This window comes from Thiothrix litoralis, from assembly GCF_017901135.1.
In the GTDB taxonomy this organism is placed as follows: domain Bacteria; phylum Pseudomonadota; class Gammaproteobacteria; order Thiotrichales; family Thiotrichaceae; genus Thiothrix; species Thiothrix litoralis.
Window position 1 is genome coordinate 2,276,309 of the sequence record NZ_CP072801.1, and the last position, 21,495, is coordinate 2,297,803.

Annotated in this window: 20 protein-coding genes; 13 read left to right on the plus strand and 7 right to left on the minus strand. The window is 53.0% G+C overall.

Going from position 1 to position 21,495, the window contains the following annotated elements:
- The first annotated feature begins 2 nt into the window (after positions 1-2).
- The gene (locus tag J9253_RS11000) at positions 3-1,358 is read left to right on the plus strand and encodes a sensor histidine kinase (RefSeq protein ID WP_210221054.1); all 1,356 of its coding nucleotides are present in this window, start codon (positions 3-5) and stop codon (positions 1,356-1,358) included.
- Here the strand turns inward: J9253_RS11000 and J9253_RS11005 are convergent.
- The 3 genes from J9253_RS11005 to katG form a co-directional block, all read right to left on the minus strand.
- On the minus strand, positions 1,355-3,544 hold the full coding sequence (locus J9253_RS11005) for a hypothetical protein (RefSeq protein WP_210221055.1): 2,190 nt from the start codon (positions 3,542-3,544) through the stop codon (positions 1,355-1,357). The genes J9253_RS11000 and J9253_RS11005 overlap by 4 nt on opposite strands.
- A gap of 113 nt (positions 3,545-3,657) precedes the next feature.
- Positions 3,658-4,833 carry an OmpA family protein gene (locus J9253_RS11010; protein ID WP_210221056.1) on the minus strand — a complete coding sequence of 392 codons (1,176 nt, stop codon included), beginning with the start codon at positions 4,831-4,833 and terminating at the stop codon, positions 3,658-3,660.
- A gap of 133 nt (positions 4,834-4,966) precedes the next feature.
- Positions 4,967-7,144: a catalase/peroxidase HPI gene (gene katG / locus J9253_RS11015; RefSeq protein WP_210221057.1), complete on the minus strand. Its 2,178-nt coding sequence runs from the start codon at positions 7,142-7,144 to the stop codon at positions 4,967-4,969.
- 222 nt (positions 7,145-7,366) lie between these two features.
- On the opposite strand from katG, the gene J9253_RS11020 reads away from it, so the two are divergent.
- Positions 7,367-7,960 (plus strand): HupE/UreJ family protein, encoded by a 594-nt coding sequence (locus tag J9253_RS11020; protein WP_028490103.1) that lies wholly within the window; start codon positions 7,367-7,369, stop codon positions 7,958-7,960.
- A 93-nt stretch (positions 7,961-8,053) separates the two neighbouring features.
- Here the strand turns inward: J9253_RS11020 and bfr (J9253_RS11025) are convergent, their stop codons facing one another.
- From bfr (J9253_RS11025) to J9253_RS11035, 3 genes are read right to left on the minus strand one after another with little or no spacing between them, the layout of a single operon-like run.
- Positions 8,054-8,521: a bacterioferritin gene (gene bfr, locus J9253_RS11025; protein WP_210221058.1), complete on the minus strand. Its 468-nt coding sequence runs from the start codon at positions 8,519-8,521 to the stop codon at positions 8,054-8,056.
- A gap of 12 nt (positions 8,522-8,533) precedes the next feature.
- Positions 8,534-9,004: a bacterioferritin gene (gene bfr, locus J9253_RS11030; protein ID WP_210221059.1), complete on the minus strand. Its 471-nt coding sequence runs from the start codon at positions 9,002-9,004 to the stop codon at positions 8,534-8,536.
- A gap of 33 nt (positions 9,005-9,037) precedes the next feature.
- The gene (locus J9253_RS11035; protein ID WP_228291357.1) at positions 9,038-10,183 is read right to left on the minus strand and encodes a cytochrome-c peroxidase; all 1,146 of its coding nucleotides are present in this window, start codon (positions 10,181-10,183) and stop codon (positions 9,038-9,040) included.
- Positions 10,184-10,348: 165 nt separating this feature from the next.
- On the opposite strand from J9253_RS11035, the gene J9253_RS11040 reads away from it, so the two are divergent.
- The 11 genes from J9253_RS11040 (at position 10,349) to J9253_RS11090 (ending at position 20,854) form a co-directional block, all read left to right on the plus strand.
- The gene (locus tag J9253_RS11040) at positions 10,349-10,810 is read left to right on the plus strand and encodes a hypothetical protein (RefSeq protein WP_210221060.1); all 462 of its coding nucleotides are present in this window, start codon (positions 10,349-10,351) and stop codon (positions 10,808-10,810) included.
- A gap of 175 nt (positions 10,811-10,985) precedes the next feature.
- The gene (locus J9253_RS11045; RefSeq protein ID WP_028490108.1) at positions 10,986-11,192 is read left to right on the plus strand and encodes a (2Fe-2S)-binding protein; all 207 of its coding nucleotides are present in this window, start codon (positions 10,986-10,988) and stop codon (positions 11,190-11,192) included.
- A gap of 17 nt (positions 11,193-11,209) precedes the next feature.
- On the plus strand, positions 11,210-11,392 hold the full coding sequence (gene hemP, locus J9253_RS11050) for a hemin uptake protein HemP (RefSeq protein ID WP_028490109.1): 183 nt from the start codon (positions 11,210-11,212) through the stop codon (positions 11,390-11,392).
- Positions 11,389-12,627, plus strand: a complete 1,239-nt coding sequence (locus J9253_RS11055; protein ID WP_210221061.1) for an imelysin family protein — start codon at positions 11,389-11,391, stop codon at positions 12,625-12,627. The genes hemP and J9253_RS11055 overlap by 4 nt, the downstream gene beginning before the upstream one ends.
- A complete protein-coding gene (locus J9253_RS11060; RefSeq protein WP_210221062.1) occupies positions 12,628-13,917 on the plus strand; it encodes a di-heme oxidoreductase family protein in 1,290 nt (429 codons plus the stop codon).
- 11 nt (positions 13,918-13,928) lie between these two features.
- Positions 13,929-15,068, plus strand: a complete 1,140-nt coding sequence (locus J9253_RS11065; RefSeq protein WP_210221063.1) for an imelysin family protein — start codon at positions 13,929-13,931, stop codon at positions 15,066-15,068.
- Between the two features lie 3 nt (positions 15,069-15,071).
- Positions 15,072-16,205, plus strand: a complete 1,134-nt coding sequence (locus J9253_RS11070) for a DUF1513 domain-containing protein (protein WP_210221064.1) — start codon at positions 15,072-15,074, stop codon at positions 16,203-16,205.
- 52 nt (positions 16,206-16,257) lie between these two features.
- On the plus strand, positions 16,258-17,151 hold the full coding sequence (locus J9253_RS11075; protein ID WP_210221065.1) for an LbtU family siderophore porin: 894 nt from the start codon (positions 16,258-16,260) through the stop codon (positions 17,149-17,151).
- A gap of 12 nt (positions 17,152-17,163) precedes the next feature.
- The gene (locus tag J9253_RS11080) at positions 17,164-18,174 is read left to right on the plus strand and encodes a Fe(3+) ABC transporter substrate-binding protein (protein WP_210221066.1); all 1,011 of its coding nucleotides are present in this window, start codon (positions 17,164-17,166) and stop codon (positions 18,172-18,174) included.
- Between the two features lie 32 nt (positions 18,175-18,206).
- A complete protein-coding gene (locus J9253_RS11085) occupies positions 18,207-19,802 on the plus strand; it encodes an ABC transporter permease (RefSeq protein WP_210224602.1) in 1,596 nt (531 codons plus the stop codon).
- Positions 19,802-20,854 carry an ABC transporter ATP-binding protein gene (locus J9253_RS11090; protein WP_210221067.1) on the plus strand — a complete coding sequence of 351 codons (1,053 nt, stop codon included), beginning with the start codon at positions 19,802-19,804 and terminating at the stop codon, positions 20,852-20,854. The genes J9253_RS11085 and J9253_RS11090 overlap by 1 nt, the downstream gene beginning before the upstream one ends.
- On the opposite strand, the gene J9253_RS11095 is transcribed toward J9253_RS11090, so the two are convergent.
- Positions 20,841-21,293, minus strand: a complete 453-nt coding sequence (locus J9253_RS11095) for a hypothetical protein (protein WP_210221068.1) — start codon at positions 21,291-21,293, stop codon at positions 20,841-20,843. The genes J9253_RS11090 and J9253_RS11095 overlap by 14 nt on opposite strands.
- Positions 21,294-21,495 lie beyond the last annotated feature (202 nt).

Consider the following 21,495-nt stretch of genomic DNA (forward strand, 5'->3'; position numbering starts at 1 on the left):
ACATGGGCAGGCTGTTCTGGAAAATTCTCCTCACCTTCTGGCTCACGCTGCTAGTAGCAGGTGGTGTCACGGGCATTGCCGTGTGGGTACACCATAACAACTTGCAAGCCATGGAAAAGGAAGTCATCGTCCGCCCCAGCTCCATCCTCGCTGTCAAAGCAGCCGCCAATACATTCCTCTACGGCGGAACAGCAGCGCTGCGCAATATGTTGCAGGAGCAAAAAGACGAAGCCCCTGAAGAGCTGCAAATCTACGCGGTGGATGCTAACGGCAAGGAACTGCTGGAACGCGCCGTATCGGATGACACCCTGCAACGTGTCCGCGCCAGCCTTGGGCAAAACCTCAAATTACCCATCGTCCGGCAGGTGCAAGCGGGTACGGAAAATTACCTGTTGTTCGCCCCCCTTGCCGGGCAATACCCGCAATTCCAACAAGAACGACGCTTATCCCCGCCTCGCCATATTTCAGCCTCCACCCTGATTATCTCCGGGATTGCCGCGAGCTTTTTATCGAGCTTCTTCTTGGCGTGGTATTTCTCGCAACCTATCAACATCTTGCGCAAAGCCTTCCGTATCGCTGCCGAAGGTGATTTAAGCCAGCGCGTCACCCCCATCATCGGCTCACGCCGCGATGAAATCGCTGATCTGGGGAACGACTTCGATAATATGGCAACCAAACTACAAACCCTGATGGCCTCACAACGCCGTTTGCTGCATGATATTTCACACGAATTGCGTTCGCCCTTGGCACGCTTGCAAGCCAGCATCGGCCTTGCCCACCAACAACCTGAAAAAGTCGCCAGCAGCCTTGCCCGTATTGAGCACGAAGCCGAACGTCTGGATACGCTGGTCGGCGAAGTACTTACCCTTTCACGCCTTGAGTCCGGTGTGCCACAGCCGCTAGATGAATACATCGACATTCTGGAGCTGGCGGATGCGGTGATTGATGATGCGCGTTTTGAAGCGAATGCGTTGTCCCGCCAAGTGGTGTTTCAGTGCGATGTGGAGAATAGCCCGATCATTCAGGGGCATGGTGAATTGCTGTACCGGGCTTTGGAAAATGTCGTGCGTAACGCTATCCACCACACACCAGAGGGTACAGCGGTAACACTGGCGATTCATCAAAATAGTGCTAATGCTCGCTTGCAGATCACAGTGGATGATCAAGGCACGGGTGTACCGGAAGAAGAATTGGGGAGTATTTTCGAGCCGTTCCAGCGCAGCAGTAATGCCAACCCCAGCCGTAGCGGTTACGGTCTGGGGTTAGCGATTGCCCGTAGGGCAGTTGAGAGCCACGGCGGCACGATTCGAGCGATGAACCGTGCAGACCGTGGCTTGCGGGTGGAAATTATCCTTTAGTCAGCAACGACCCGGATAAAGTGATGGGTATCATCGGCATCGCGACACACCACAATATTGCAGTAATGGAACAACACAGCAGAACCCTGCTCAATATTACTCACATCACCGCCGACTGCCACAAAACCGGCTCTGGGTACGCCGCAATGGCTGGAACCCAGTTTGTCGTAGGTAGCCGGTTGCAGGCTGAGCGACTCGAAGTCATCCAACGTTGAGCAATCACGGGTATTACCACTACGCCACAAATGGCTGACGGCGCGATGGTTATGCCCTCGGTATGCAGCCTTGGCTTGTTGCACTAGCAGGAGCAGCCAGTTTTTTTCATCAGCATCACTGTCGGCAACATCGGTATGATCGGTCGTTGCCTCATCAGCAGAACCCATGTCTGCTGCTATGGCATTTGCTACCAAACCTGCCCCGCCAGCCATGGCTGCGGCTTTGGCAGCATCCAACAAGCCGCTACCTTCGTCTATGCTGACTTCGGGTAAATCCACTTCTGGCAATTGCAGATCGACATCGGGCAGTTCCCTGTCCATATCCGGCAAATCAAAGATTGGTTTGTGTGGGTCGATGCTGTCGAAGTCGATAGCAGGTGCTTTCAGACCCATGTTAGGCAAAGCCACTTCCGGCGCTTTTAACTCGACATCGGGCAGTTCCCTGTCCATATCCGGCAAATCAAGAATGGGCTTATGTGGGTCGATGCTGTCGAAGTCGATAGCTGGTGCTTTCAGACCAATGTCTGGCAAAGCCACTTCCGGCGCTTTTAACTCGACATCGGGCAGTTCCCTGTCCATATCCGGCAAATCAAGAATGGGTTTGTGTGGGTCGATGCTGTCGAAGTCGATAGCTGGTGCTTTCAGACCCATGTTAGGCAAAGCCACTTCCGGCATTTTCAGATCGACATCGGGCAGTTCCCTGTCCATATCCGGCAAATCAAGAATGGGTTTGTGTGGGTCGATGCTGTCGAAGTCGATAGCAGGTGCTTTCAGACCAATGTCTGGCAAAGCCACTTCCGGCGCTTTTAACTCGACATCGGGCAGTTCCCTGTCCATATCCGGCAAATCAAGAATGGGCTTGTGTGGGTCGATGTTGTCGAAGCCGATAACAGGTGCTTTCAGACCGATGTCTGGCAAAGCCACTTCTGGCACTTTCAACTTGACATCGGGCAGTTCCCTGTCCATATCCGGCAAATCAAGAATGGGCTTATGTGGGTCGATGCTGTCGAAGTCGATAGCTGGTGCTTTCAGACCAATGTCTGGCAAAGCCACTTCCGGCGCTTTTAACTCGACATCGGGCAGTTCCCTCTCCATATCCGGCAAATCAAGGATGGGTTTGTGTGGGTCGATGCTGTCGAAGTCGATAGCAGGTGCTTTCAGACCGATGTCTGGCAAAGCCACTTCCGGCGCTTTTAACTCGACATCGGGCAGTTCCCTCTCCATATCCGGCAAATCAAGAATGGGCTTATGTGGGTCGATGCTGTCGAAGTCGATAGCAGGTGCTTTCAGACCCATGTTAGGCAAAGCCACTTCCGGCGCTTTTAACTCGACATCCGGCAGTTCCCTATCCATATCCGGCAAATCAAGGATGGGTTTGTATGGTTCAATATCACTCACGTCGATAGTGGGCGTTTTCAGGTCGACTGGTGGTACGTTCAGTGACACATCCGGCAAACTGAGTTTGGCTTCTGGTAGTTCTGTAACCGCCTCTGGCAATAACTCAATTTCAGGCATATCGGGTAAATCAACTTTAGGCGCGGTCAGCTCAAATTCAGGTAAATCGACTTTAGGCGCAGTCAGTTCAACGTTAGGCAAGCTCATATCAGGTGCGGTCAATTCAACAGCGGGCAAATCCATATCTGGCGGGTCGATAATCGGCTTGTGTGGATTGATTCCGCTGAAATCCATCGGTGGGGCTTTAGGCACATCAACCTTATGGCGAGCAGCGGCAACTGCACCCACAGCGGCAGCACCACCTAGCACCGTAGCTACTGATGGCACACTCACCTGAGCAGAAGTTTCCCTATGCACCGACGGTGCTTCGATAGGCCGACGTGGATGTAGCGTTGCATCCTCGGCCACCTCAGCAGCGCCATCGCAAAACAGCGACTTCAAGAGACGCCCAATACCATACCCCAGTACAAAGACCACCAATAACCAAAGCAAAGCCTGTAGCAAAAACATTGTCATGACTTAATCCTCTTTCCCTGAGCGTGAAAACCAACCCATTACCAAGCCAAAGACAAACGCCAGTAACAGCCACGTGGACAATTCTGAAAATAAATACAGCATAACGCTCTCCTTCACTCAGGGTTGATGTCAAAAGTGATCCGACGGTTTTGGGAACGGCCTGCCTCATTGGCATTGGAAGCCACTGGCTTGCTTGCGCCAAACCCGACACTCTTGATCAGCCCGGCATCCACGCCCTTATTCACAAAGTAGTCTTTCACTGCATCTGCACGCTGCTGGCTCAACTTCTGGTTGTAAGCCGCATTGCCGACGCTGTCCGTATGACCACTGATCTGAATACCCCGGCCTGCCACCACATCCTTACAGGTCGTGACAATGCCAACCAGTGAATCCAGCAAAGCAGCGCTATCCAGCTTGATGCCGGACTTATTGGTTTCAAACAGAACGGTTTTGCCGTTCATGGCATCATTCAACTGTTGCTGGCAATTCGCAGCCGCTTGTTCTTCAGCGGCAGCTTCCGGCTTGGCATCAGCAGCAGGTGCCTGCTCAGGTATTTTCACCATTTGATCGGGTGCAGCTTCTTTCACCGCCAAATCATCGACAATCCCCTCACCCAGCAATGCCCTGGCCTTATCCAAAAAACTGGCTTTATCGGCATTTGACGGTGCTTGCCCACCGATGCTATTACCCGCAGCAGACACTTTCAGGCTGGCATTTTCCAAACCTTGCAAAGCCGGTAGCAAGCCAGCCAAATCCTTCACCCAAGCGGCGGGAGCAACACCCTCCGCAAGCTGCAACTGATTATCGACTTTGCCAACACCATATACACCTTGAGCGGCAGCCAACGCTTCATCAATTTCTTGCTGAGAACCCATCACACCTTGCAGCACCACTTTGCCATTCACCGATTGCAACAAAAACTCAGGTGTTTTGGAGGGAGCAGCTTGCGCTGGCTCAGACGCACTGGCAGCAGCCACCTCGACCATATTCTGCACATCACGCACGCCGTAAACGCTCTGCACCGTTTTGAAAGCAGCGATACGCTCCTGATCAGAAGCTGCCATACCATTAAGCAGCACATCACGCCCGCGCTGATCAAGGCTCACCTGCGCCCAATCCATACCGGCGGCTTTTAGCGCAGCTTGACTACGGGTAGCTAAGTCCTTTTCAACGACGCCCTGACGCGCCCCTGTCATTAGGAAAAATAACAGAGGTAAGCCCAGTAAGGTCAACAACCACCACCACATTGCAGGCAGAGCACCGCAACAGCACGCGCTTTTTTTATCCATAACACTATCCTTTGGTTATCATTGTGAAATATCCAACACGTAGTGTAGTAGCATCAATTAACAATAAAGTTTAAAAAATGTTAATTAAGCGGATAATATTACCCGTCGATCGGTTTACTGAATGCGACTAAGGTTAGGCAAGGTCGAAACGGTCAAGATTCATCACCTTATTCCACGCTGCTACAAAGTCATGCACAAATTTCCCTTGCGCGTCATCCTGCGCATAGACCTCTGCAACGGCTCGAAGCTGGGAATTTGAACCGAAAATGAGGTCAACACGAGTACCTGTCCATTTCAGTTGACCTGTAGCACGGTCACGACCTTCAAACACCTCCTGACCTTCCGCTGTCGCTTTCCACTCCGTCCCCATATCCAGCAGGTTGACGAAAAAGTCGGTGCTAAGCGTCTCGGATCGTGTGGTGAAATTGGCATTCAGTACCCGCAGCCCACCAACCAGCACGGTCATTTCGGGCGTAGTCAGCGTCAGCAATTGCGCCTTGTCGATGAGCAGTTCCTCTGCCGTGACTGCAAACTTAGCTTTGAGGTAATTACGGAAGCCATCTGCCACCGGCTCCAGCACTGCGAAAGATTCGACATCGGTTTGTTCCTGCGAAGCATCCGTGCGCCCCGCTGCAAAGGGAACGTCGACGGCGTGCCCGGCATTCTTCGCCGCCTGTTCCACAGCCGCGCAACCGCCCAGCACGATCAAGTCAGCCAGCGATACTTGCTTACCACCTTGCGCCGCATTGAAGTCGCGTTGGATGGTTTCAAGCGCTGCCAGCACTTTCGCCAATTGCGCAGGCTGGTTCACTTCCCAATCCTTTTGCGGCGCAAGGCGGATACGCGCCCCGTTTGCACCACCGCGCTTGTCAGAACCCCGGAAGGTAAACGCTGACGCCCAAGCGGTCGACACCAGTTCCGCAATGGAAAGCCCGGAAGCAAGGATTTTACCCTTGAGGGCGGCAATGTCCTGTGCGTCAATCAGTTCATGATCCACACTTGGAACCGGGTCTTGCCACACCAGTTCTTCCGCCGGAACTTCCACACCGAGATAGCGTGAACGCGGCCCCATATCACGGTGGGTCAGCTTGAACCATGCACGGGCAAACGCATCGGCAAATTCATCCGGGTTTTGCTGGAAATGCCGTGCAATCGGCTCGTAGATCGGGTCGAAACGCATCGCCATATCCGCCGTGGTCATGATAATGGGTACACGTTTCGCCGCATCGTCAGCCGCTGGGGCAAGGTTGTCAGCAGTTGCGACTTTGGGTGTCCATTGCCACGCACCTGCCGGGCTTTTCGTCAATTCCCACTCGTTGCCGAACAACATGTCCAGATAGCTGTTGTCCCACTGCGTTGGGGTTGGCGTCCACGAACCTTCCAAACCACTGCCAATTTGGTCGCCACCTTTGCCACTAGCGAAGCTGTTTTTCCAACCGAGACCTTGTTGTTCAATGCCTGCGCTTTCAGGTTCTGCACCGACGTGGGTAGGGCTGGCTGCACCGTGGCATTTGCCGAAGGTGTGCCCACCCGCAGTGAGCGCGACGGTTTCGTAGTCATCCATTGCCATGCGGGCGAAGGTTTCGCGTACATCCCGCCCAGAACCGATCGGGTCTGGCTCGCCGTTGGGCCCTTCGGGGTTCACGTAGATCAAGCCCATTTGCACCGCCGCGAGGGGATTTTCCAGATCACGTTCGCCGCTGTAGCGCTTGTCACCCAGCCATTCAGCTTCGGAACCCCAGTAAACATCTTCTTCGGGTTCCCAAATGTCTTCGCGCCCACCGGCAAAACCGAAGGTCTTGAAGCCCATTGATTCGAGCGCACAGTTCCCCGTGAGGATCATCAGGTCAGCCCAAGAAATGCTGTTGCCGTACTTTTGCTTAATCGGCCACAACAAGCGCCGTGCCTTGTCGAGGTTGACGTTATCAGGCCAGCTATTCAAAGGTGCGAAACGCTGGTTGCCGTGACCGGCGCCGCCACGCCCGTCCGAAATGCGGTAAGTGCCTGCGCTATGCCACGCCATGCGGATGAACATCGGCCCGTAGTGGCCATAATCGGCAGGCCACCAGTCTTGCGAGTCGGTCATCAGTGCGTAGAGGTCTTGTTTGACGGCATTCAGGTCAAGTTGTTTGAATGCCTCTGCGTAGTTAAAGGTGGAACCCAGCGGATTGGACTTGGTGGAATGTTGGTGCAGGATATTGAGTTTCAACTGCTTAGGCCACCAGTCGCGGTTGGATGTGCCACGCCCAGCATTGCTCGCTGCGGGAGTATTGGCATGTCCTATAACAGGACACTTGCTAATGTCACTCATGGTGTTATCTCCTTATGGTGATTGGTATTGTTTACTCTCCTTTATAGTTTTAGTCCTTTCGCATCAAGCTATCCAGTTGATTAAAACGAATGTTTCAATCGGTTTTTTAACAAAAATGGATTGACTTTTCACGCGCTTGACGCTGCTGTTGTTCGTGTTGGCAATAAAGTCGCGGGAATACGCTACACTTTTCCCCATCAACAGATCAGAGGTAATCAACAAATGATTTCAACACAACAACGCTTCGGCATCCTGTTACTGCTCTTGAGTTTGAGCACCAGCGTGTGGGCGCATTCCGATGCTGCTGGCATGAGCGGCGGCTTTTTCAGCGGTTTTACCCATCCCCTGTTTGGCTGGGATCACGTCGCCGCCATGGTCGCGGTTGGCTTGTGGGGTGCATTTTTAGGGCGACCTGCCATTTGGATACTGCCCGTGGTGTTTCCGGTCGTCATGGCGTTCGGTGGGGTATTGGGTATCGCGGGCGTTCCGATTCCTTCCGTTGAAACCGGCATTGCGCTGTCAGCCTTGGTGCTGGGGTTAATGGTGGTCTTAGCCGTTCGCCCACCGTTATGGGTGGCGGCTGTGTTGGTCGGTGCATTTGCGATTTTCCACGGTCATGCTCACGGTACAGAATTACCCGATGCTGCCAGCCCGTTGGCGTATAGCCTTGGATTTGTCATCGCTACCGGTTTATTACACTTGTCTGGCATTGTGTTTGGTGAACTGACCCGCTGGCCTTGGGGAAACCATGCCGTAAGGGCGGGCGGTGCAATCATCAGCTTGGCTGGGGTGGGTTTTTTGACCGGGATGCTGTAAGCCATCATCACCATTCCAGTGAAAAGTCCCTGTTTGGGTAATGCGCTGCATCGTGATGACCGCGTGTGCCTGAACAGAGATGGAGAGAGAGCGTTACATCTGCGATTGCAGGTAATTTTGCAGACCGATTTTGTCAATCAGACCGAGTTGTTTTTCCAGAAAATACGCATGGTCTTCTTCAGTATCGGATAACTGTAAGCGCAGCATTTCGCGGGTCACGTAATCGCTTTCATCTTCACAAATCTTCATCGCGGCTTTTAACGCGCCCACGACGTGATATTCCAGTGCAAGGTCATTTTTGAACATGCTAGGCACATCCGCACCAATATTCAGGCCATCCTGATTGCCAAGATCCGGCAAGCCTTCGAGGAACAAAATGCGCTTAATGATCGCATCGGCATGGCTGCTTTCTTCCTGACGTTCATGCTCGTAATGCTCAAACAGCTTGGTTAAACCCCAGTCATCACACATACGCGAATGGATGAAATATTGGTCGCGGGCTGCCAACTCACCGGCTAACAGGGTTTTCAGCACGTCAATAACGCGGTCGTTTCCTTTCATAATGTTGTCTCCTTATGCGCTCATCATGGACTGTAAATAATTGGGCAAACCCGCATTCTGGATTGCCCATTGTTGGGATTCGAGCCAGTCGATTTGCTCTTCCTCCTCTTCGAGAATCTCTTGCAGCATGTCACGGCTCACGTAATCCTGCGCTTGTTCACACGCGGCAATCACGCGGCGTAATTCCGCCACGACTTCCCCAGCAAGGCGTAAATCGTTGGCGATGATTTCCGGCACATCTTCACCGAGATACAGCTTGCCCAAGTCTTGCAGGTTAGGCAGTGCTTCGAGGAACAGAATACGTTCGATCAACTCGTCCGCCTGTTTCATGGCTTTGATAGAACGTTTGTATTCGCGCTGGTTAAAACCTTCCAGACCCCAGTTTTTACACATGCGGGCGTGGAGGAAGTATTGGTTGATCGCCGTAAGCTGGCTGCGTAACGCCAAATTCAGCGAACGGTTAATTTCGGGGCTTCCTTTCATGGCACTTCTCCTGTTCAGGTGTTGAAAGATTTTTTATGGTAACAAAGACTCATAGCGTTTGTCCGTCAGCGTTTGCATGAATGCCACTAACGCATCCACTTCCGAATCTTTCAAGGCAGAGGCTTGAAACTCTTCGGTTTTCAAGGCAAGATTTTTATCCACCTCTGGCGCAGCCCACGGCTTACCCGTTTCTGGGTTGAGCTTGCGCTCAGTATTATTAAACTTGTCGTAAAACAAAACCACGGTGCGCAAATCAGCAAAGACTCCGTTGTGCATGTAGGGCGCTGTCACTGCCACATTGCGCAACGTTGGCACTTTGAATTTGCCTGCTTCCTTCTCATCGGTCACGCCGGGGTGTTCCAGCAAACCGTAGTCGATGAAAGCTTTGCCTTTGCCATTAGCTGCCCGCACTGCCTCATGGGGCGGCACGCCAAGGTTGTGGTATTCGTAATTGGAAAAGGTTTCGCCCTCACTACCCGGAAAGGTTTTCAATTGATGGCAGCGGTTACAGTTGGTGAATTGATTGGAAAAAAACAGCGATTCACCCAACGATTCCTGATCGGTCAGCTCGACTTCGCCTCTAAGATAACGGTCGTATCTGGAATCAAACGGGGCAAATAGCGCGGTTTTTTCAAACGCAGCAAGGCTGGTGGTCATGGCAGCATACGCAGTTTCGGGTGCATCGAAGACCTTATCCCCGAAAAGCTGTTTGAAAGCGGTCACATAATCGGCATTTTCCTGCAAACGTGCCACGACGGCGGCCTTATCAGGCATTCCCATTTCCACCGGATTGGTCGGGGGGCCACCCGCTTGCCCTTGCAAATCCTTTTCGCGCCCATCGAGAAACTGCCCACCGATGTAACGCTGGCTTTTCTTATTCTGGTGGAAATCTGGGCTGAATTGGGCATAAGTTGCTGTCGGGGTATTCCTGTCTCCCAGCGATTTGCCGTCATCGCCCAATGACACCGCTTTGCCAACGCTAGTGGCACGGTTATCGACAAAACCATGCTCAGGATTGTGGCAAGTAGCGCAAGATTGGGTACGGTTTTTCGACAGATTAACATCGGCGAATAGCTTTTCACCCAGCATTTCCTTGCTAGAAATCGGCGTTGGCGCAGGCGTAACAGCAAGCACGATGCCTGACATCAATAGCGTCAGCGGGAGGATAACCTTGACCATACCAAATTCTCTCAATCAGTAACAAGCCGCCAAGAATAAATGAGAACCATTATTATTACAATTGTGATAAATCAATAAACAGGCAAAAATAAGGGGGCTAGCGCCCCCGTTCAAGGTTCAAAATTCCAAGAGAGGAATCAGGCTCATCAGGCCAAGATTATTTTTATGAAGGCTAACCTGACAGATCGTACACACGTTGACTCAGGCACAATCACACTGCTGCATAGCAGCTTGCTTGAACCTGAAAGGAATAATGTTGGCACTCACGGGGTGCGGGAAAAAGTTGCTATAGATAGTTTCCAGTTGTTGGCGAACATCATGAGAGCACCGTGCCAACAACAAACACTTTACCAACTCTTGCTGTACTTTATGGCAGGGACTACACAACTCGCTCAGGCAGAAATCACCCTGTTCGAGGCATTCCTGCAATTCATTTTTTTCAAATTTAACAACGACTTCTCCAGTCTGCCGATTGTGCAGGCTAACAAATGGGTCAACCCGATCAAGCCATGCATTTATGTAAAAGGTCATCACATACCCCGCTATTCCTTTAATGAAAGAAATAACCTGGCTGGTGCGGAGTTACAAAGTCATACACTGGCTTGGCTACTTTTGTTGCCGTTTTGAGGAGAGGCAAAACCTGTTAGATGCATCAAATGATAATGATTCCTGTTTTTAAGTCAAGCACTTTTTGAGAAACAATCTCATTTTCAAAAATACACTGAGAACTACTTGCATTTGCAAATGAGGATGCTTATCATCCATCTTGTTATGAAGAATCATTACTGTTTAGGGGAAGTGTATGTACGTTTGCATCTGCCACTCTGTTACGGACAAAGCTATCAAGAAAGCGGTCAAGCAAGGCCATGACTCGCTCGAAGCTATCCAGCAAGAACTCAAAGTCGGCACCTGTTGCGGACGCTGCAAACACCATGCCCGCGAAGTAATCGACGAAACCCTTAACCCTGAGACCATTAACTTCAACTTGATGCAAGGTGCATTCGCGTGATGACTGGAACTTTAAGAATGACAGATGCAGAACCCAAGCGTGTCAATCTGGACGAATTGATGCGCGGTTGTAAAAAGATCATCCTTCAGCACGGCAAGCGCCCTTATTGCCTGACCATTACCCGCCGGGGCAACCTGATCCTGACATCAGCGGATGATGATACAGACAAGCAACCTTCTTCGGAGAAACCCCAACCATGAAACGTATTAGCCAGATCGTGTCCACAGCCCTGCTGGGTGGCCTATTAAGCACTGCCCCCACCTTCGCCCACGCTGACACTGTGACTGCCAAAGCCGTGATGGAACAGTACGTCAACCTCGCCAGCGCCAGCTTTAGCGACACCCTCGCCACCGCCAAAACCTTGCAGGCAAAGGTGGCTGCCTTCATTGCCAACCCCAGCGCCGACACCCAGCAAGCCGCTAAAGATGCCTGGCTCGCTGCCCGCAAACCTTACAGCCAGACCGAAGCCTTCCGTTTCGGCAACCCCAATGTCGATGCACTGGAAGGTGAGATCAACGCTTGGCCACTGGACGAAGGGCTGATTGATTACGTCAAACAAGACGTTTACGACCACGAAGAAGGTAATGCCTTCGCCACCGCCAATATCATTGCAGGCAAAGACAACATCGACACCGCCTTGCTAAAAGCCTCCCAAGAAAAAGGCGGCTCCGAAGCCAATGTCGCCACGGGCTACCATGCCATCGAATTCCTGCTCTGGGGACAAGATTTCAATGAAACCCCAACAACATCCGGCCAGCGCCCTTACACCGACTACGCCAAAGGTGATGCCTGCACCAATGGCCATTGCGAGCGCCGCGCCGCCTACCTGCAAGTTGTCACGGATTTACTGGTGGCTGACTTGCAACAACTGGCAGATGACTGGGCAGACGGCAAAGACAATAACTACCGCAGCGCCTTTTTAACATTGGATGAAAAAGAAGCCCTGCGCCGCATGTTATTCGGCATGGGTAGCCTGAGCTTGGGTGAACTCGCCGGTGAACGCATGAACGTGGCACTACTGGCGCATTCACAAGAAGATGAACATTCCTGCTTCAGCGATAACACCCATAACGACATCGCCGAAAATGCCCGCAGCATCCAGAACATTTTCAACGGCACTTACACCCGCACCGATGGCAGCAAGGTAGAAGGTGCAAGCCTCGCCCAACTGGTTGCCAGCAAAGATGCCAAAGCCAGTGAAACACTGGTCAACAAGCTGGCGGACACCCAACAAAAAGCCGAAGCCATTGTGGAAGCCGCCCAAAACGGGGAAAATTTCGACCAGCAAATTGCCCCCGACAACAAGGATGGCAATAAGCGCATCAAAGCCACGATTACGGCTTTGCGTAGCCAAACGGGTGATATTGAAGCGGCTGCCAAAGCGGTAGGCGTGGAAAGCCTTAACCCGGAGAGCAGCGACTCATTTGGTGGATAAATGCACTCAACTCTAGCCATTGCCCTTGGTAGCCTACTAGCGCTACCGGGGCTAGCCAACAGTGATAACACCCCACAGCAGCACGAAGATTTCGCCATCGGTGGCGCATTCTTCCAGCAGCCGTGGGTCATTGCGCCTGCCTCAACCACGGCGCGGGATGGTCTTGGCCCCCTATTCAAAGCCAATAGCTGCATTACCTGCCACGTCGGGCATGGGCGCGGTCATCCACCCCTGACGGACACAGAACCCTTCCTGTCCACCCTTGTGAAGCTGGGAATCCCCGCGCACACCACCGAACAGCAAGCACAAGCACAAACCTTGGGCGTAGCGCCTGATCCTACTTACGGCGACCACCTGCAACCCTTGGGTATCAAAGGCTTACCGGGGGAAGGCACGCCACGCTTCACCTATAGCGAGATTAACGGGCAATTCAAGGATGGTGAGCATTACACCTTGCAAAAACCCACTCTGACGGTTGAAAACCTGCACTACGGCGCGTTGGCGCACGACATACAGTTTTCCGCCCGTGTTGCCCCGCCCCTGCCCGGCATGGGTTTGCTGGAAAGCATCCCCGAGGCTGAGATACTCGCCAACGCCGACCCGGATGACACCAATGGCGATGGCATTTCCGGCAAAGCCAATCAGGTGTGGGACATTGCCCAACAGCAAACCGTGTTAGGACGGTTTAGCTGGAAAGCCAACCAACCCAGCATCCGCCAGCAAAGCGCCGATGCCTTCCACAATGATATGGGGATTACCTCCAGCCTGTTTCCTGAGCAACCGTGCAGCGCGGCACAAACCGATTGCCATACCCTGCCGGATGGCGGCAAGCCTGAAATCCCCGATAATTTGCTGGAAAAAGTCGTATTCCACGTTGCCAACCAACCTGTCCCCGCCCGCCGGGAGGTGGATGATCCAGCAGTCATACAAGGGCAGAAACTGTTTCAGCAAGCGGGTTGTGCTGCGTGCCACGTTGCCCGTTTTGCTGCGCTGAACCAACAGCCACAACCTTATTCAGACCTGCTGCTGCATGATATGGGCGCGGGGTTAGCCGACAATCGCCCCGAATTCAGCGCCTCCGGGAGCGAATGGCGTACCCCGCCGCTGTGGGGCATTGGCCTGACCGAAACAATCAGCGGGCATACCCGCTTCCTGCATGATGGACGCGCCCGCAACCTGCTGGAAGCCATCCTCTGGCACGGCGGCGAAGCAGAAACCGCCAAACAAAACGTCGTGTCCATGAACAAACCGGAGCGGGAAGCGTTGCTGCGTTTCCTCCATTCACTATGACGAGAAGATCAATGTTTAAAACCCTTTTCTTCTGCCTGCTGCTGTTGCCGCTGACTTTACACGCAGAAACGCCAGCCGTTGCCCCTGCCACGCCCCTTCCTGATGCTGACAAACTGCTGGCGCAAGTGGTCGATAATGCCATTATCCCGCTATACCGTGAACTGGAAGACACCGCCAACACGTTGGAACAGCGCAGCAACGCCTTTTGTGCTGAACCCAACGCGGACAGTTTCGCCGCAGTACGCACCGCTTGGGGCGAAACCTTGCTCGCATGGCAACGTACCGACGCGCTGATGTTTGGCCCTGCCATCGAAGAGCAGATAGATTTCAACATCAACTTCAACCCACCTAAAAAGATGATCATCAGCCGCCTGCTGACCGACACGCTGCCCTTAACCCCTGAGACGGTGGACAAAGCCGGGGTCGGTGGGCAAGGTTTGGGCACACTGGAATTCCTGCTGTTCGACCGCGAAAAACCTGATACCGAACAACTCGCAGCCTTTCAAGGTGAAGCAGGTAAACGCCGCTGTGCTTATGTGCAAGCTGCCAGCGCATTGCTGCACACCCATATCAGCACGATTGCGGATGCTTGGTTGAAAGATACCCAAGGTTACGCCAGCGCTTTCCGCACGGCGGACAAAGGCAATGCCACCTTCACCAGTTCCCGCCAAGCAGTGGATTTGCTGGTTGGCAAGCTGTTCCAATCCGCCGAGAAGTTCACCAAAAACCGGATTGGCAATCCCTTGGGCAAAGGCATTGACCTCAATACCGAAGGCAAACAGGAAGTGCTGAACACCTCCAACGCCTACCAATTGGAAGCGTGGCGCAGCGGCTATTCGATAAAAATCATCCGTGCCAACGTGGAAGGAATGCAACGCATCCTGCAAGACGGCGGCATCTTCCAATGGCTGCGTGACCACAACGACCGTAAAGTCGAAAAGTTTGTCGCCGATGCCATGCAACAACGTCTGGAAAGCTACCTGAAACTACCCGTACCCACCACTGACCCGTTTGAGCTGATTAAGGCAGGTAAAGGCCAAGCACTGGATGCTTACTACTACAGCGGTAATGACATCCTGATGGGCATCAAACGCCAGCTCGCCAAAACACTGGGGGTACAACTCGGCTTCAATGATAACGATGGAGATTAAGCCATGAATCGCCGCGCCTTCCTGTTACTCGCCACGGCTGGCACTTTCGGTAGCGCCTTGGGTGTTAATACCCTGATGCAACAAGCCAACGCCACCGAATCCCGAAAGGGCGTATTGACGATGCCCGCTACCACCTTGTATTCCGCCAGTGACAACCCGGCGGGGGGGCATTTCCTGACCCGGTTGGATCTGGCAAACGGGCAAATGCAATCCCGTGCTGTCCCCATGCGTGGTCATGCGGTCTTGCCATTGACACATGGGCGAGTACTGCTATTCGGGCGGCGACCGGCGTTGGAATGTGCCGTCGTGGACTGGCAAAAGGAAATCAGCGGTATCCCCGCAACAGCAGGACGGCATTTCAACGGGCACGGTTGTCTGTCTGCGGCGGGTGATGTGCTGTTTACCAGCGAGAATGCTTACGATGAAAAACGTGGGGTCCTCGGCATCCGTGACAGCAAAACCTTCCAGCATCTGGGCGAATACGACACTTGCGGGCTTGACCCTCACGATGTGCAACTCATGCCTGATGGCAAAACGCTCGTCATTGCCAACGGTGGTATCGAACAGCACCCGGATTTCGGGCGACGCAAGCTCAACCTCGACACCATGCAACCTTCACTGGTGTATATCGACGCAGCCAGCGGCAAGAAAATCGACGAATACCGTTTACCCGACCATCATTTAAGCATTCGCCACCTGATCGCAACGGCGGATGGCAATGTCGGTGTGGCGTTACAGTACGAAGGTGATTTATATCGCCAGCAACCTGCCTCATTGGTAGCTTGGCAAGACAAAGGCGGCGATCTGCAATTACTCGATATTAGTCCCGCTGACGTTGCCCTGTTCAACGGCTACATGGCGGATTTGGCCTATGACCCACGCCAACAAATCCTCGCGGTATCGTCACCACGCGGCAACCACACCAGTTTCTGGAGCACCCGCGAACGGCGTTTTCTGCACGCACACCCCTTGCCAGAACCCAGTGGGGTTAGTTTTCTTGCTGATCAGCAACAATTTTTAGTATCCGATGCCACGGGTGGCATCCACACTTTTGCCTCAACCTATCAACCCGCATCAGCCAGTCTGCTGCACCATTATCCCGACACGTTGTGGGATAACCATGTGGTGCTGTCATGAGTATAGACAAGCCAATGCTACTTAAAAAATTGACAACTTTTGGAGTTCCCGCATGAAACCTACCCTACTCAGCATTCTGATTGGCGCAAGCCTAGCAGCACCTGTTTTCGCCGAAACCACCTTGAGCGGTGCAGTTGAAGTTGAAGCGGGTTTTGTCAGCAATGACGACGGTGATACCAGTGATATTACCGTGCCAACCGTGGAGCTGGGCATCGACAACAAGCTGAATGACAAGCTCGACGGGCATTTACTGTTCCTGTACGGACAAGGTGAAAACAGCGACAACATCAGCGTGGATGAAGCCACCCTCACCTTCAAACCGCGTGAAGGGCTGGATGTCACCGTCGGGCGCATGTACGTGCCTTTCGGCAAATTCGACAGCAACATGGTTTCCGACCCGCTAACGCTGGAACTGGCTGAAACACAGGAAGAAGCGCTGCAACTGGGCATGAGTGCAGGCAATCTCGCCGGTTCCGCCTACGTCTTCAAGGATGATGAAGATGGCGGTGACAAGATCGACGATTACGGCGCAAACCTCGACTATGCCACTGAACATTTCAGCGCGGGGGTTAGCTACATTTCTGACGTGAATGACAAGGCTGCGACGGGAGTTGGCCTCCATGCCGGTGCCAAGATCGGTAAGGCCAATGTGATTGCCGAACACATTGCGGTAGATGAAATCACCCTCGAAGACGACAGCACCGCCAAACCTTCCGCTACCAATCTGGAAGTGGGGCTGGACATTGGTAACGACCGCACCATCGCATTGGCCTACCAACAAACCAAGGAAGCCGAAGCGCTGGAACTGCCCGAAACCGCCACGGGCATTGCCTACCGGATGCCTGTCTTTGAGAAAGCCAGTTTCGCGGCAGAATACATGAATAACGAAGGTTACGACGGCGCGAAAGAAGATGTCGTCACCCTGCAAATGGCTTACGAATTTTAAGGAGCGAACCGTATGAAAAAACAGCTATTGGGGCTGGTCATCGCCAGCCTGACAACGCCAGCACTGGCAGATGGCGAAGTGAACGTCTATTCCGCTCGTAAGGAGCAATTGATCAAACCGCTGTTCGACAAATTTACCGCGCAAACCGGCATTGCCGTTAACCTCGTCACCGGCAAGGATGATGCGTTGCTGGAACGCCTCCGGCTCGAAGGCGACAATACCCCGGCTGACCTGCTGATGACGGCTGATGCAGGCCGCCTCTACCGCGCGGTAGAAATGGGGCTAACCCAGCCCGTTGAATCTGAGGTACTGACAAAGGCCATTCCCGCTAATCTGCGTGACGCAAATAACCAATGGTTTGGCCTGACTTCCCGCGCCCGCCCGATCTTCTATGTGAAGGGCAAGGTGAAACCGGAAGAACTTTCCACCTACGAAGATTTGACTGACCCAAAATGGAAAAGCCGTATTTGTATCCGCTCTTCCGACAACATTTACAACCAGTCGATGCTGGGGTCGATGATGGCAGTCAATGGCACAGAAAAAGCACAGGCATGGGCTAATGGCTTGGTGAAAAACTTTGCCCGCCCCCCCGAAGGTGGCGACCGCGATCAGATCAAAGCGGCGGCTGCCGGACAGTGCGACATTGCCATTTCCAACACCTACTACTACGGGCAAATGCTGGCAGGTGAAAATGCGGAAGACAAAGCCGCTGCCGAAAAAGTCGCGATTTTCTGGCCTAATCAGGCCGACCGTGGCACGCACATCAATATCAGCGGTGCGACTGTCACCAAAACCGCTAAAAACAAGGATAACGCCGTCAAACTGATGGAATTTCTGGTGAACGACGAATCGCAGCAATGGTACGCCGAAGCTAACCATGAGTACCCGGTGAAAGCGGGCGTCGCTAGTGGCGACATGCTGCAAGGCTGGGGTGAGTTCAAAGCGGATAGCCTGAACTTGTCGGAACTTGGCAAACACAATGCCGAAGCCGTCAAAATCATGGATAAAGCTGGGTGGAAATAAAACCCCTGCTGTGGCGTGCTGTGCTGTTGAGCATGGCACTGCTGACCGCCTTGCCTATCCTTGCGGTGTTCGGCTATGTGTTCGTGCCTGCACCCGAGGTTTGGCAACATTTGCGTGAAACGGTGCTCAGCGATTACTTGTTGAATACCTTGTGGCTGGTGCTAGGCGTGGGTTTTGGCGTATTGCTGCTGGGGCTTCCGGCGGCATGGCTAAACAGCATGTGCCAGTTTCCGGGGCAACGCTTTTTTGAATGGGCATTGCTGTTGCCGCTGGCTATGCCTGCTTACATTATTGCCTACACCTATACCGGGATGCTGGATTTTTCCGGCCCCGTGCAAAGCCTGTTGCGTGAGCTGACCGGCTGGGGCTATGGCGATTATTACTTCCCGAATGTGCGTTCGCTGGGTGGTGCCATCACCATGCTCTCCTTGGTGCTGTTCCCGTATGTGTATTTGCTGGCAAGGGCAGCCTTTCTGGAACAGTCGATTTGCGTGCTGGAAGTGAGCCGTACACTGGGGTCAAACCAGTGGCAAAGTTTCTTTCGCGTGGCTTTGCCGTTGGCGCGGCCTGCCATTATTACCGGCTTGTCGCTGGCGTTGATGGAAACGTTGGCGGATTTTGGCACGGTGCAATATTTCGGGGTAACGACGTTTACCACGGGTATTTTCCGCACGTGGTTTGGGTTGGGTGATCATGCGGCTGCGTCACAACTCGCGGCCTTGCTGATGGGGTTTGTGTTCGTGCTGATCCTGTTGGAACGCTGGTCACGGCACAAGGCACGTTACCATCATACGTCCAGCAAGTATTCGCGGTTGCCGCGCTATCCTTTACGGGGAAGTTATGCGGTCGCGGCGGTACTGGTCTGCGCCCTGCCCTTGCTGCTCGGTTTCGTGATTCCCGTCGGGCAATTGCTGTACTGGAGTGTCACCACCGCTACCAACGGCTTGGATGCTGATTTCATCAAGCTGGTGTGGAACAGCATTATGCTGGCAAGTTTGGCGGCACTGTTTGCCTTGCTCTTGGCGCTGATTCTGGGCTACGGCAAGCGCTTGAGCAACGATCCGCTGGTCAACCTGACAGCGCGGATAGCGGCGATGGGTTATGCGATTCCCGGCACGGTAATTGCGATTGGGGTACTGATCCCGTTTGCGTGGATGGATACGCAACTCAACACTATCAGCCAGCAATGGCGAGGCAGCACTATCGGGCTGGTGCTGAGTGGCACGCTGTTTACCGTGCTGTTTGCTTACAACGTGCGTTTTCTGGCGGTGTCCTTGCAAACGGTGGAAGCCGGGTTGGGGAAGATTAAACCGACGCTGGATAATGCCGGGCGTTCGCTGGGTTTGAGTGCGTTTGGTGTGCTGCACCGCCTGCATTTACCGCTGATGAAAGGCACGCTACTGACCGCTATTCTGCTGGTGTTTGTGGATGTGTTGAAGGAGCTGCCTGCTACGCTGATTTTACGCCCCTTCAACTTCAATACCTTGGCAGTGCGGGCGTATGAATTGGCTTCAGATGAACGGCTGGCGGATGCGGGTCTGCCCTCACTGATGATCGTGGTGGCGGGGATTATTCCGGTAATTTTATTGAGTCGCTCGATTGGTAAATCGCGGGCGGGGGAACATTGATGAGCAAACTGACCCTACAAAACATCCACATCCGTTACGGCAACAACGCCGTCGTACACGCGGTGAGCCTGACGGTGGAAGACGGGCAAATCGGCTGCTTGCTAGGGCCGAGTGGCTGCGGCAAAACGACGCTGTTACGGGCGATTGCCGGTTTCGAGTCCGTCACACAAGGCAGTATCACGCTGAATGGACAGCTTATCAGTGACCACAACACGCACTTGCCCCCGGAAAAGCGTACTATCGGCATGGTGTTTCAGGATTACGCACTGTTTCCGCACCTGAATATTGCCGACAACATTACCTTCGGCATTCGCAAACAGTCCAGCCAGGATAAGGCGCGGCGGGTGGCGGAATTGCTGGAACTGGTCAATCTACCGGGCTATGCAAAACGTTACCCGCATGAGCTTTCTGGCGGACAGCAACAGCGCATTGCACTGGCACGGGCGCTCGCGCCACGCCCACGCTTATTATTGCTGGACGAGCCTTTCGGCAGTCAGGATGTGGAATTGCGCGAAATGTTGGCGCGGGAAGTGCGCGACATCCTCAAGCGCGAAGGCATGACCGCGATTCTGGTTACGCACGACCAGCACGAAGCCTTTGCAATGGCAGACGAGATTGGCGTGTTGCAACAGGGGCGTTTGCAGCAGTGGGATACGGGTTACAACCTGTATCACAAACCCGCGAATGCCTTTGTGGCGGGGTTTATCGGGCAAGGGGTCTTGCTACCCGGTATCGTCTTAAACCACAACACCGTCGCGACAGCACTGGGCAATGTACACGGCGATGTACCTGAAAGTTGCCAGCCAGAATGCCCGGTCAGTGTGTTAATTCGCCCGGATGACCTGCGACTGGTGGCCGATTCACCACACCCAGCAACCGTCGTATCGCGAGGATTTCGGGGTGCAGAATATTTATATGGGCTGGCACTCAGCGATGGTAGTCAGCTATTGGCATTAACACCCAGCCACCAAGCCCATCCGATTGGTGCAAGTGTTTGTATTGAATTAGACTTGCAACATCTGGTTATTTTACCGACGCTTACATCTTACTAAAAGCAGCCGCAATATCATCAACACTCAACTCACGGGAAACCTGCGCTCGAACCTGTGGAAGTTCCTCTTCTGGTGAAACCCGGTATTCTTCGGGAATATCCAAAGTCAATGTCCAGCTATTGGCATTAAACAAGGCTTTTTCTTTGGATAATTCTGCGCCTTTAGGAAAACGGTATAAGGGTGAATAAAAACAGACTTTATAAAAGCCACCCTGTAGTTTGAGTTTCCTGACATTGAAAGTGGTTTCAGAAGGTTCTTCAACTTGATGAAAGGCGATCTGCCCGGTTTCACTGGTATCAAAAGCCAGCCAGCTACCCGAAACCCAACCAAGTTTTCTGAATAGACCTGCGCCAAAAGATAGGCACAGATTATCCCGATAACCAACATGCTCCATATCCAGGATAATATCAAAACTTCCTGAAGAAGGTTTTTTGTTCATTCATTCCCTCAATTGATATGCTCAAAAAAATCATGAAAAGATTATTGAACGGAGATAATAGCCGAATTCAGCATTTGTTATTATAAAAGGCTGTTAACCCGATAATGATTCTGGGACGAACTCAGATTTAACAGACGCAACTGTTCCAGCACGACACACCTTAAGAATAACAGGCACGCCCCCAAAATAAAAGAGCTATGTA